Genomic DNA, 11,470 nt, shown 5'->3' with positions numbered 1-11,470 from the left:
TCATCGCGCTGGGCCTTGCGCTCGCCGCAGCGCTTGCCGGCTGCGACAAGCAAGGCGAAGCGCCGAAAGCCGAAGAGAAGGCAGCCATGGCCGATGATGTTGGAACCATGGCGACGCCGGCCGAAATCAAGCATGGCAAGGGCACGGCTACCGTCACCGCGATCGATAGCGCCAAAGGACAGGTCACGCTCGATCATGGTGCGATCGCCGAGCTCGAATGGCCGCCGATGACGATGGGCTTCGCCGCGAAAGGCGAACTGCTGAAGGATATCAAGGTCGGCGACAAGATCGCGTTCGAACTGGACTGGGACGGCAAGGCCGGGACGATCACCAAGCTCGACAAGGCGCCGTAACGCGCCGCCATTGCGCGCGGCGGCCCAACTGCCGCGCGCAATAGCTGCTTTGGGGTGTTGGCGGAAGACGGCTGCACTCAAACCTAGTCGGACAGCGCCTCCAGAAGCGGGCAGCCCCCGGCATCGCCGGCGCCGCACGCCTCGACAAGATCGCCCAAGACAGCGGCCATGCGGTCGAGGTCGGCGCGCTTGGCGAGGACTTCGGCAAGCTGGCCCTCGGCCATTTGACGCACCTGATCGCAGCTATGGCTGCCGCCTTCGGCCAGAAGGAGCAAAGTGCGGACCGTATCGAGGGGAAAACCCAGTTCGCGCGCGCGCCGCACAAATGCAAGGCGCCGCACACCAGCTGAATCATAACGGCGAAATCGCCCGTACCGGACCGGCGCGGGCAGAATGCCGATGCGCTCATAATAGCGGATCGTCTCGATATTGCAGCCGGTAAGCCGAGAAAGCTCGCCGATGGGGATGGTGCTTGAGGGGGCCATTGCGATTCCGCTTGCATCTGTAGTCACTACAGATGGTAGACTTGCCGATACCGCGAAACAAGGAGGTAGAATTTGGCTGGAGATGCAAGGCGTCCGAAAGGATTTGGGGCCATTTCGCTGGCGCTTGGCGGGATCGCATCGGGCTTTCTCGCAGCCACCTGCTGCGCGCTTCCCATGCTGCTTGCCTCGGCGGGGCTCGGGTCCGCCTGGCTCGTCGGCATAGCGGTCCCGGCCGCGCCCTACCGGCTCTGGTTCGTCGCATTCGGCGCAATTTCGCTCGTCGCCGGTGGCGTGCTGCTGGCGCGCCAGCAGATGCGCGCGGCGCGCTGCGGCGCCGATGGCCTATGCGTGCCGGCGACGCTGCGCGTCGTGACCTTCGTCGGCCTGCTCTTCGGCGCCGTCCTCCTATGGCTTGGCTATCGCTATGCTTGATCCCTCGCCGGTCCTGCAATCGACGCTGACGTGTCCGCTCTGCGGTCAAATCGCCGACGAAATCATGCCCACCGATGCGTGTCAGTATTTCTACGACTGCAAGGGATGCGGCGCGCTGCTCAAGCCGCTGCCAGGAGACTGCTGTGTCTTCTGTTCCTATGGCACGGTACCCTGCCCGCCAATACAGGTTGACGGCGGCAAGGGCAGTTGCTGCGGCTGAGCCGCAAGCCGCCGACAGTCCCGATAGCGCGGCGGCTAGGCATTTCCGGCGGCGATGGCCTCGATGACCCGGCAATCCGACACCGGCCCGCCATCGCAGAGCTGGACGATACGGGCAAGTTCAGCACGGAGCCGCGCCATCCGTTCCAGCTTTTCATCGACATCGAGCAGGTGACGCGCCGCAAGCGCGCGGATTTCGGCGCAGTCCTGCCCCGGCCCCAAGGCCAGCGCCGTCAACGACCGGATTTCATCGATCGAAAAGCCGAGGCCGCGGGCATTGCGGATGAATGCGAGGCGCCCGACATCCTCATCCCCGTAGGTGCGCCGGCCAGAGGCTGTGCGCGCTGCGCAAGGCAGCAATCCGATATCCTCATAGAAGCGGATCGTGTTTACCTTGGTGCCGGTGCGTTTCGCCAGGCCGCCGATCGGCAGCCGCGTGTCGCGCGCCATCTCCCTTCCTCTCAGTCTCGTTTCGATTTCAGCTTGCTTCTACAGTTACTGTAGAATGTAGAACAGGGGAATGAGCAACGACAGCAATTGCGGCTGCACGGGCGACACCGTCAGGGCCGAACGCGATCCCGCCTATCGAAGGGCCTTGTGGATCGTCGTAATTCTCAATCTCGGCTTCGGCGCGATCGAGATCGTCGGCGGGTTCATCGCCAACAGCCAGGCGCTGAAAGCCGACTCGCTCGACTTTATCGGCGACGGCACGATCACGTTGGCCGGCCTCGTCGCGATAGGCTGGACTGCGCTCGCCCGCACGCGTATCGCCTTAGCCCAAGGCCTGTTCCTGCTGTCGCTCGGCATAGGGGTCATCGGCGTCGCGCTGTGGCGTGCCCTGACCGCGGTTCCGCCCGAAGCCGAGCTGATGGGCGGCATCGGCGCCGCCGCCCTCCTCGTCAACCTCACCTCGGCCGCGGTCCTCTCGCGGTTCCGCGAAGGCGACGCCAATGTCCGGGCGGTGTGGCTGTTCAGCCGCAACGACGCGATCGCCAATGTGGCGGTGATCATCGCCGCCGGCCTCGTCGCATGGACCGGGCAAGCCTGGCCCGACCTTGCAGTCGCCGCCATCATTGCCACGCTTTTCCTGCATTCGGCCTATGAGATTCTACGCAGCGCGCGGACCGAATTGCGCGAACTGTCGACTGTGCCCGGACAATAGGGCCAATGCCCCCCGCCCGCCGCTTTCTCTCTCTGCTGATCGCGCTTGCTGCAATCGGCGGCCTCGTCGTGCCGACGGCACAGGCCCGCACTGATGCCGACGAAGTCCAGACCATATGGCGCCTGCTGGACTATGTTGCGGTCGACTATGGTGGAGCCGTCTCGAATGGCGTGGTGACGAGCACGGTCGAATATTCCGAGATGACCGAGTTTTCCGCCACCGTTCGCAAGGGGATCGAAGCGCTTCCGGTATCCCCGGCGCGGGCTCGCCTTGTCAGTGAAGCGGGACAACTCCAGACGGCGATCGCATCGAAGGCGAGCCCCGGCAAGGTGGCTGGCCAGGCGCGCGGACTCGCGGCGGACCTCCTCGCCGCCTACCCCGTGCCCCTCGCGCCGCGCAACGCTCCAGATCCCCGGCGCGGAGCCCAAGTCTATCTGGAAAATTGCGCCAGCTGTCATGGGGCGCGCGGCGATGGCAATGGACATCAGGCCAAGGGGCTCGACCCGGCACCTATCGATTTCACCGACGCCGGACGCGCTCGCAAGCGCAGTCTGTTCGCGCTCTATCAGGTCATAGGACAGGGGCTCGAAGGCACGTCCATGCCCAGTTTTGCCCATTTGCCCTCCGACGACCGCTGGGCGGTAGCAGCCTATGCCGGTGGATTTGCATTTCGCGACGTCGCAGCCGGCCGGCGTGTCTGGAACCAGACCCCTGCGGCGCGCGAACTGGTCCCCGACCTGCAAGCCTTCACGAGTCTCAGCCCGGAAGTGCTTGGTCGTGGGCTGGGATCGGAGCAGGCCGACGCGCTTACCGCCTATTTGCGTTCCGATCCCCAAGCATTGACAACCGCTTCGCCCGCGACGCTTGCGGTTGCGCGTGACAAATTGGCGCAAAGCCTTGCCGCATACCGCAAGGGAAACCGGAGCGAGGCAGAGCGTCTCGCGCTGTCCGCCTATCTCGACGGTTTCGAACCGATTGAGCCGATCCTGACGACGCGCGATTCCGCCCTTATGGCGCAAATCGAATCCGCGATGTCCGATTATCGCGTGTCCATCGCGCGAGGTGTGCCGGTCGATGCGGTCGCGGGTAAAGCCGCCGCAGTCGAAACCCTTTTCGCCGATGCCGAAGCTGCACTGTCTCCCGATGCAGCCAGCGACGCATCGACCTTTGTCGGGGCGCTTACCATCTTGCTGCGCGAGGGTCTCGAAGCGCTTCTGATCATCGTGGCGATGATCGCTTTCTTGCGAAAGGCCGAACGGCCTGAGGTCCTACCCTATGTCCATGGCGGCTGGATCGCAGCCTTGGCTGCCGGCGGCGCAACCTGGGCAGTCGCGACCTATGCAATCTCGATCAGCGGAGCGAACCGCGAGTTGACAGAGGGATTTGGCTCGCTTTTCGCCGCAGTCGTGCTCGTCTGGGTCGGCATCTGGATGCACGGAAAGTCGCACGCGGAGAGCTGGCAGCGCTATATCCGCGAAGCGATGGGCAAGGCGCTTTCGCGCCGCTCGGCCTGGTTCCTGTTCGGGCTCGCTTTCCTCGTGGTCTATCGGGAAGTCTTTGAGACCATCCTGTTTTTCGCAGCTCTCGCCGCGCAAGGGAGCCGCAGCGCGATCGCTGCCGGAGCCGGAACTGCAGTGGTGATCCTGGCAGCAATCGCATGGGTCATGCTTCGTTACAGCCGGGTCCTGCCGATCGGGAAATTTTTCGCCTACAGCTCCGCACTGATCGCCATCCTTGCGGTTGTCCTGGCCGGCAAGGGCGCGGGCGCGCTACAGGAAGCCGGCCTCCTCGGCATCACACCGCTCGCTCATTTTCCTCGCTTCCCGACGATGGGGATATTTCCTTCGCTCGAACCGTTGCTGCTCCAGCTTCTCGCGCTTGCAATCCTCTGGATCGGCTATCGTCACAACAGTCGGCAACATCGCCGGGTCGAGACAACGCAGGGTCAATGAGGGTAATCATCACGGGGTCGGCGCACTTCTCCTTGGCCGTGCGGCGGCTTCCGAAAAGAGCCTCCGAGCCAGACAGCTAACCCAGCGCCCGTTACGCACATGAGTTAGGCCTGCTATCGAGACCCGATGCCCGACACGTCCAACTGGAACGGCCGACTTAGCCTCGGCGACTATCATGCTCTCTGGTCGGGTTCGGTTGGCGATGCCGCCGCGCACCGTCATTTTGCGGCGCAGGCAGTATTCTGTGCTGAGCCGCTTACGGTGGTCACTGCTGATGGCGCGCGCCTGTCGGGGCGTTGCTTGCTCATCGAACCCGATACCGTGCACCGGCTGCTCCCCGCTCCCGCGGCCGAATTATGGTTCGTCGAGCCGACAGTGGGCTTCGGTCCGCCGGTAGAACTGAAAAACCGGCTGATCTGCTCCGATCCGATTCATGTCGAGATGCCGGGACAGCGTTCCTTCTGGAAAAACTGGCTCATGCGAGGCACCCGCCCCCCGCTCGATCCGCGCATCACCCGCGCCGCCGCCTCGATTGACCGCCTGATCCCCATGGGCTCTGTCCGCCTCGCGGATGTGGCGGAAGAGAGCCGCCTTTCGCTCGGCCGCTTCCGGCATCTCTTTGCCGCCGAGATCGGCATGCCCTTCCAGCGCTTTGTGCTCTGGCGACGGTTGATTATCGCCTTCGACGAATTGGGAATGCGCCGCAGCGCGACCGAGGCCGCACATATGGCCGGGTTCAGCGACAGCGCGCATTTCGCCCGCACGATCAAGGCGATGTTCGGTATTCGGGCAAGCGACCTTTTCATCGAATCATAGCCTCTCCGTTCAAGCCGGTGCGTGATGACGCCTAGTAGAGGGGCATCATGTCAGACGCACAAAGAGACTTCGTCCCGGCACTCGGCAAGAGCGGATCGCTCGACCGCTACGATGCCGCCATAGCCCTCATGACCAGAGAGAAAAGATGGCGAAGCGACTTGCTGCGCTTCGCCGAACCGCGGCCGGGCGAGCGGATCGTCGACATCGGGTGCGGCACGGGAACATTTGCAATCGCCCTCAAGCAGTCGGCGCCGGAAAGCATAGTTCTGGCGGTCGATCCCGACCCCGCCGTGCTGGAAATCGCGCGCGCCAAGGCTGAGGTTGCCGATACCGAGATTCGATGGTTCGAGGCCATGGGCGACGAGCTGGACGGCATCGACGCACTCCGGCAATGCGACAAGATCGTATCAAGCCTTGTCCTTCACCAGTGCCCGATGGCCGTCAAGGAAGCGATTGCCGCGCAGATGTTCAGGCTCCTGAGGCCGGGCGGGACTCTTTTCATAGCCGACTATGGCGAGCAGCGGTCGCTGCTGATGCGCATGCTTTTTCGCCAGATCCAGCTGCTCGACGGGTTCGAATATACTGAACCCAACGCGAAGGGCTGCGTCCCGGGAATCCTTAAAGCCGCGGGTTTCGAGGCGGTCGAAGAGATGAAAGTCATCCCGACGCCGACCGGCTCGATTTCGATCTACCGCGCGCGGCGATAGCGATCAGCCGGGTGTCGCGCCCGCCGTCAGCCGTTCGCCGGTGAAGGGCTCAACGCCTGCCTCCAGGCGAGAAAGAGCGCCCAGACCATCACGATCGCCGCGATCATGAGAGAGGCCGCGACGATCGGGAGGACGAAGGACGCCTCGCCGTTGACCGGCGCTGCGCCGCGCTCCAGCGCCTCCAATCTGCCAAAGGCGCTCCGCCACCCGAAGCCGAGATTATAGGTCCAGGCGGCGGCCAGCAGGCCGGCCGCACTACGCGGCCTGATGCGGAGCGATGTCACGGCCCCGAAAATCATCAGCGCCACGCTGATATAGTCGACGAGCAACGCCTGAAGCGGCTGCCCCCAGACCATATGATACCAGGTTTCGAGGGTGAAATGGATCGTCGTCGCGAAAAGCGAAAACCAGGCAAGCCATGTCTCGGATCGGTGCCGCATCATCTATCCCCCCATAGAAGCGGCCCTTCCTAGACGAGCACTATCCCGGCGCCAACGTCCCTGCCGGCTCACCCGCGCCAGTGACGCCCGCGATGGTGGTGGTGCATCCGGCGCTTCTGATAGCGCCGCTCGTAGCGGTCGCGGCGTTCGTAGCGGCGATCGTATCCGCGATAATAGGGGTCGTAGCCGCGATAGCCCCGGTCATTGCCATAATAGGGCTGGTCGTGCCGGTTCGAACGATAGTCGCGGTCGTGGCCACGCGGCGCATCATGGCCGCGGCTATATCCGCCGCGATCGCCATGATGCTGGGCAAGCGCCGTTCCGGGGACCGCGAAGGCGAGCATCGCAGCCGCGATCGTCATCAGTTTTCGCATGTCAGTCTCTCCTTTTCGTGGCGGTCAAAATCCCCCTTCATGCTTGAATGCGCTGTGAATATTTCCTCCACCGCCGCCGATCGGCCGGTGACCCGGCGTGTCCATGCGACAGGCCGATGGCGGGAGAGACAGCGTCGCGACGGATGGTGGGCACCCGCCCCGCGTGGACGAAGCGGGGCGGGTGCGGCCCTCATTTGCCCTTTGCCGCGACGGCGGCCTGGACTCGGGCCTCGACCTGTTCGGGGCTGGGCTGGACGAGCATCTCGCCATTGACAAAAAATGTCGGGGTGCCCTTGACGCCGACCGCGCGCGCGTCGGCAATGTCCTGTTCCATCCAGGACATCGCATCGGCGGTCGGCATCGCGCGCGCTTTCGCGACATTGAGGCCGGCCTTCTCGGCCGCGGCCCAGGCGCCGTCCATCTTCCCGTCATGCCAGTCGGGCTGCGCCTCGAGCAGCGCCGCCGTCACCGGCACAAGCTTGCCCTGCACGCGCGCGGCTTCGAGGATCACGATCGCCTCGGCCGAGCCGGGGTGCAGCGGCAGGTAGCGCATCACAAGACGCACATCCTTGGGATATTTGGCGACGATGCCCTTCACCGTCGGATAGAAGGCGCGGCAGGCCTCGCACGACGGGTCGAAGAATTCGACGATCGTGACCGGGGCATTCTTGGGGCCGATGATCGGCGAGTGCGGGCGAATGAGGCTGTCGACGGGCCCCGCCACGACCTTCTTCGTGGGTTCGCCCTCGGCGGTTCCGCTGTAGAGCATCGCGCCGCCGGTGAAGGCGAGTGCCGAAACGACAAGCGTGGCCACCACTCCGATACGTCTGTTCATGATTTCAGTCTCCTTTGGAAGTTGAGCAAGAGGATAAGGATGATCGCGAAAGCGGTGAGCGACAGGAGGGGCAGCGGCACGCCTCCGATCGCCATGCTCTCGCCCGAGCAGGAGGGACCGCCGGTGCAGGGGACGATCGGGGCCGGAATGACGCCGGCATAGAGCAGGCTATGATAGAGGGCGACGAGGCTGCCTCCCGCGGCCAGCGCCAGCCCGTAAGGAATGACGGCGCGGTCCGACTTGAACGCGGCGATGCCGAGAATGATCGCGAGCGGGAACATGAAGGCGCGCTGAAACCAGCAGAGATCGCACGGTGCCTGACCCATGACCTCGCCGACGAAGAGGACGGCGAGGCTCGACAAGAGGGCAATCGTCCAGGCCGCGCCGAGCGGACGCCATTTGTGCGGAGCGAGAAGCGGAAAGCTCGTCATCGCCGGCCACCTCTGAACTTCGGTTTGGTTCGCCGGGGCGGCGATTGCGGCTTGCTATACTTGGACTTGAGATAGCTGAGCAGGATGCCGTCGATCGACCCGATCATTCTCTGGAAGCTGGTCTTGATGCCGGGAAGCCGGAGCCAGGCAAAGGGCCCGCGGCAGCGGTAGCGGTGGACGAACTTCGTCCCGCTTGCCGTCGGCGTCAGGATGTAGCTTTCCTCGAACTGGAGGATGAAGCTAGGCTTCACGTCGAGTATCAGTTCTTCCCCGGGGCGCGCTGACGTTACCGCAGCGGGAACCTCGAGAAACTTGGGCTTGTGGGGATCCATTCGCATCGAATAGCGGATCGCGATCGGGTCCTCGGTCAAACGCTCGATGCGGACATAGGGATTCCAGATCCGGTGGTTCTCGAAGTCGCCGAGAACCGCCCATATCTGCTCCGGACTATAGGGGAGATCATGCTCCCGCTCGAACTCCATCACGTCTCCTTTCCTCCTTCGCACGCGCGGTCCGGGCCGTCGGCGACCTGGTCACCGCTCAGTCCGCGACGCGGTCGCGATAGGCGAGCAGGCGCAGCGCGTTGGCGACAACAACGAGCGTCGAACCTTCATGCGCCGCGACTGCGGGACCGATACCGAGCCCGAAGATCGTCGCCGGCACGAGGACAACAACCACGCCGAGGCTCACGACCAGATTCTGGCGAATGATCCGCCGCGTCTGGCGACTAAGACCGATCGCGAAGGGCAGATGCGCGAGATCGTCTGCCATCAAAGCGACGTCGGCGGCTTCAAGAGCGACATCTGATCCAGCCGCCCCCATAGCGATGCCGACGGTAGCATTTGCCATAGCGGGAGCATCGTTGACGCCATCGCCGACCATCGCTACAGGTTGCCTGGCCTTCAGATCGCGTATGGCGTCAACTTTCTGATCAGGCATGAGGTCGCCCCATGCCTCGTCGATACCGACTTCACCAGCGACAGCCTCCGCGACCTGCTGGTTGTCGCCCGAAACCATGATCATGCGGCGAATCCCGAGGTGTCGTAGTTTAGAGATCGTGGAAGGCGCTGATTTTCGGGGCTGGTCCATTAGTCCGATCACCCCAAGGTCGCGCGTCCCCTTCCGAACGGCCATTGTGGTCCGACCGTTCAAGCGCAAGCGCTCAATCTCTGCTAGGAGTTCGGGACCTAGGGGGGGCGTACCATTACGCCCGAACATCTCGGATTTCCCGATCAGCACGTCTTCGCCGTCAACGGTCGCGGAGACACCCTCACCAGTGCGGCTTCTAAAATCCTGCGCTTCCGGAATATTCCCGGAAGCCAGCAGTTCTCGGCCATCACGAGCTATGGCGCGAGCCAGCGGATGATCGCTCAGCTGTTCAACCGAAATTGCAACCCGTAATAGTTCGTCGCCCGTTACATCGACTGAAGGGATTACGGACACAATCCGTGGCTCCCCCTCCGTAAGCGTGCCGGTCTTGTCAAATGCCAGTGCAGTGAGCGAACCGAGGCTTTCGAGCGGCCCACCTCCCTTTACGAGCACACCGCCACGGGCGGCGCGGGCTACCCCTGAAAGGACAGCACTCGGCGTGGCTATTGCGAGCGCGCAGGGACTAGCGGCAACCAAGACCGCCATTGCCCGATAGAAGCTGTCGCGAAATGGTTCGTCTATAATGACCCAGGAAAAGAGCAGTAGAAAAACCAACGCGAGCACGCTGGGAACAAAAATCCTTTCGAAGCGGTCGGTGAATCGCTGGGTCGGAGACTTTTGCGTTTCGGCTTCACTTACCATCTGAACGACTTTGGCGAGAGCAGAGTCGCCGGCAAGCCGTGTCACTGCAACGTGGATAACCCCATAGCCGTTGATCGTACCCGCGAAGACCCGATTTTTTGAATCGATAGCATCGGGACTTGCTGCGGCGATTGAGCGGCTCGGCACAGGCTCTTTGTCGACGGGAACGCTTTCTCCCGTCACGGGCGCCTGATCTACTGCCGTTCGCCCAGCGACGACAAAACCGTCAGCCGGGAGCCGCTCGTTGGGCTTGACCACGACCGTGTCGCCGATCTGCAGAAGCTCGACCGCCACTTCGCGCGTGCTGCCGTCGTCGTTCTTCACCACGGCGGTCTGAGGCGCCAGTTCGGCGAGCGCCTCGATCGCGCGCTTGGCGCGGCCCATGGCATAATGTTCTAGCGCATGGCCCAAGCTGAAGAGGAAGAGAAGCAGCGCGCCTTCGGCCCAAGCGCCCAGCGCTGCCGCGCCGGCTGCGGCGACGAGCATCAGCGTGTCGATCTCGAAGCGCTTGAGCTTCAGATTCTCGATCGCTTCACGGACGGTGAACCAGCCGCCGAAACCATAGGCAGCAAGATAGAGGCCGAAGCTCACCCACCCGGGAGCGACCTCGAACTTCTCGATCGCGAAACCGATGCCGAGGACGAGACCGCAAAGGAGGGCGAAAATCAGCTCGGTGCGTTCGCCGAATATCCCGCCATGGTCATGACCATGATCATGATCGTCCGGCCCCGTATGGCCATGCTTATGGTCGGGTCCGTGGGTGTGATCGGGGCCATGATCATGACCATCGTCACCATGCACATGTCCAGCTTGTGCCGGGACAGCCGCGGCGACGGCAGCCGATTTCCGGGTGACGCCCATATCCGACAATACCTTTCTGATCGCTTCGATGGAGGTTTCCGAGCGCTGGAACTCGGCGCGCAGCGTCCCCGCCGCGCCGACTTCGGCTTCGATCACGCCCGGCATTTCGCGAAGCCGAAGGCCGATCGTCCGCGCGCGCCGCGCGTGGCCGACGCCCTCGAGATCGTCCCAGAAGAGATGCTGATATTGGCCGGTGAGCTCCGCGCCGGCGCTTCGCGCGAGCTGCCGCACGCGTTCGAGCGGGAGAATGTCCGGACGGTAATGGATGCAGAGCTGCGGCGGCGAAGCGTCGCTCGACCGGACCACATGGACCTTGTCGACGCCTTCGCGTCCTTCGAGTTCGCTCATCAGGCGCGCGACGCAGCGGTCGGCGGTATCGGCGACTTCGGGGAGGAGCAGCGGAATATCGAGCCGCAACTGGTCACTCATGATGCGATCCTTTTCACTTGGCGATCGGCATTGCGGTCCGGGCGCATGTTAAACGCACGGCAGGATGAGGTGCGGGAACCTTCTCGGGATGCGACCCGGCTCCCGCACCTCCCTGACCGCCGGAGACCCCTGCCCGTGGTGAGGGGGGCGAATGAGAGGGGCCTCCGACGGCCAGGTTTCGAA

The 11,470-nt window shown here is 63.7% G+C and carries 15 protein-coding genes; 7 read left to right on the top strand and 8 right to left on the bottom strand.

Annotation, left to right across the window (positions count from 1 at the left end):
- Nucleotides 1-2 precede the first annotated feature (2 nt).
- Nucleotides 3-353, top strand: a complete 351-nt coding sequence (locus ABS88_RS17330) for a copper-binding protein (protein ID WP_286750212.1) — start codon at nt 3-5, stop codon at nt 351-353.
- A gap of 83 nt (nt 354-436) precedes the next feature.
- Here the strand turns inward: ABS88_RS17330 and ABS88_RS17325 are convergent, their stop codons facing one another.
- Entirely contained in the window at nt 437-838 is a 402-nt protein-coding gene (locus ABS88_RS17325; protein ID WP_186401299.1) for a MerR family transcriptional regulator, read from the bottom strand.
- A 72-nt stretch (nt 839-910) separates the two neighbouring features.
- Here ABS88_RS17325 and ABS88_RS17320 point away from each other — a divergent pair, with 72 nt between their 5' ends.
- Nucleotides 911-1,270, top strand: coding sequence for a mercuric ion transport protein, MerT (locus ABS88_RS17320; protein ID WP_254535760.1), 360 nt, complete (start codon nt 911-913; stop codon nt 1,268-1,270).
- On the top strand, nt 1,263-1,490 hold the full coding sequence (locus ABS88_RS17315) for a GDCCVxC domain-containing (seleno)protein (RefSeq protein ID WP_081611194.1): 228 nt from the start codon (nt 1,263-1,265) through the stop codon (nt 1,488-1,490). The genes ABS88_RS17320 and ABS88_RS17315 overlap by 8 nt, the downstream gene beginning before the upstream one ends.
- A gap of 35 nt (nt 1,491-1,525) precedes the next feature.
- Here ABS88_RS17315 and ABS88_RS17310 read toward each other — a convergent pair whose 3' ends face one another.
- The gene (locus tag ABS88_RS17310; protein WP_186401300.1) at nt 1,526-1,939 is read right to left on the bottom strand and encodes a MerR family transcriptional regulator; all 414 of its coding nucleotides are present in this window, start codon (nt 1,937-1,939) and stop codon (nt 1,526-1,528) included.
- Between the two features lie 70 nt (nt 1,940-2,009).
- On the opposite strand from ABS88_RS17310, the gene ABS88_RS17305 reads away from it, so the two are divergent.
- From ABS88_RS17305 to ABS88_RS17290, 4 genes are all read left to right on the top strand, one after another.
- Nucleotides 2,010-2,651 carry a cation efflux transmembrane domain-containing protein gene (locus ABS88_RS17305; RefSeq protein WP_037553278.1) on the top strand — a complete coding sequence of 214 codons (642 nt, stop codon included), beginning with the start codon at nt 2,010-2,012 and terminating at the stop codon, nt 2,649-2,651.
- A gap of 5 nt (nt 2,652-2,656) precedes the next feature.
- Complete coding sequence (locus ABS88_RS17300; protein WP_186401301.1) at nt 2,657-4,603, top strand: cytochrome c/FTR1 family iron permease; 1,947 nt, start codon at nt 2,657-2,659, stop codon at nt 4,601-4,603.
- 126 nt (nt 4,604-4,729) lie between these two features.
- The gene (locus tag ABS88_RS17295) at nt 4,730-5,419 is read left to right on the top strand and encodes a helix-turn-helix transcriptional regulator (RefSeq protein ID WP_186401302.1); all 690 of its coding nucleotides are present in this window, start codon (nt 4,730-4,732) and stop codon (nt 5,417-5,419) included.
- Between the two features lie 47 nt (nt 5,420-5,466).
- Nucleotides 5,467-6,126 (top strand): class I SAM-dependent methyltransferase, encoded by a 660-nt coding sequence (locus ABS88_RS17290; protein WP_186401303.1) that lies wholly within the window; start codon nt 5,467-5,469, stop codon nt 6,124-6,126.
- A gap of 26 nt (nt 6,127-6,152) precedes the next feature.
- On the opposite strand, the gene ABS88_RS17285 is transcribed toward ABS88_RS17290, so the two are convergent.
- From ABS88_RS17285 to ABS88_RS17260, 6 genes are all read right to left on the bottom strand, one after another.
- Nucleotides 6,153-6,569 (bottom strand): hypothetical protein, encoded by a 417-nt coding sequence (locus ABS88_RS17285; RefSeq protein WP_186401304.1) that lies wholly within the window; start codon nt 6,567-6,569, stop codon nt 6,153-6,155.
- A 65-nt stretch (nt 6,570-6,634) separates the two neighbouring features.
- Entirely contained in the window at nt 6,635-6,940 is a 306-nt protein-coding gene (locus ABS88_RS17280; RefSeq protein ID WP_186401305.1) for a hypothetical protein, read from the bottom strand.
- Between the two features lie 190 nt (nt 6,941-7,130).
- Nucleotides 7,131-7,775, bottom strand: coding sequence for a DsbA family protein (locus tag ABS88_RS17275; protein ID WP_186401306.1), 645 nt, complete (start codon nt 7,773-7,775; stop codon nt 7,131-7,133).
- Nucleotides 7,772-8,206 carry a disulfide bond formation protein B gene (locus tag ABS88_RS17270; protein ID WP_186401307.1) on the bottom strand — a complete coding sequence of 145 codons (435 nt, stop codon included), beginning with the start codon at nt 8,204-8,206 and terminating at the stop codon, nt 7,772-7,774. The genes ABS88_RS17275 and ABS88_RS17270 overlap by 4 nt, the downstream gene beginning before the upstream one ends.
- Complete coding sequence (locus ABS88_RS17265; RefSeq protein ID WP_286750211.1) at nt 8,203-8,688, bottom strand: SRPBCC family protein; 486 nt, start codon at nt 8,686-8,688, stop codon at nt 8,203-8,205. Before ABS88_RS17265 ends, ABS88_RS17270 begins: the two co-directional genes overlap by 4 nt.
- Before the next feature lie 58 nt (nt 8,689-8,746).
- Nucleotides 8,747-11,287 (bottom strand): heavy metal translocating P-type ATPase, encoded by a 2,541-nt coding sequence (locus ABS88_RS17260; RefSeq protein WP_186401309.1) that lies wholly within the window; start codon nt 11,285-11,287, stop codon nt 8,747-8,749.
- Nucleotides 11,288-11,470: the final 183 nt, after the last annotated feature.

The organism is Sphingopyxis sp. SCN 67-31 (assembly GCF_001725095.1).
This window is presented reverse-complemented; position numbering and strand designations above follow the sequence as displayed.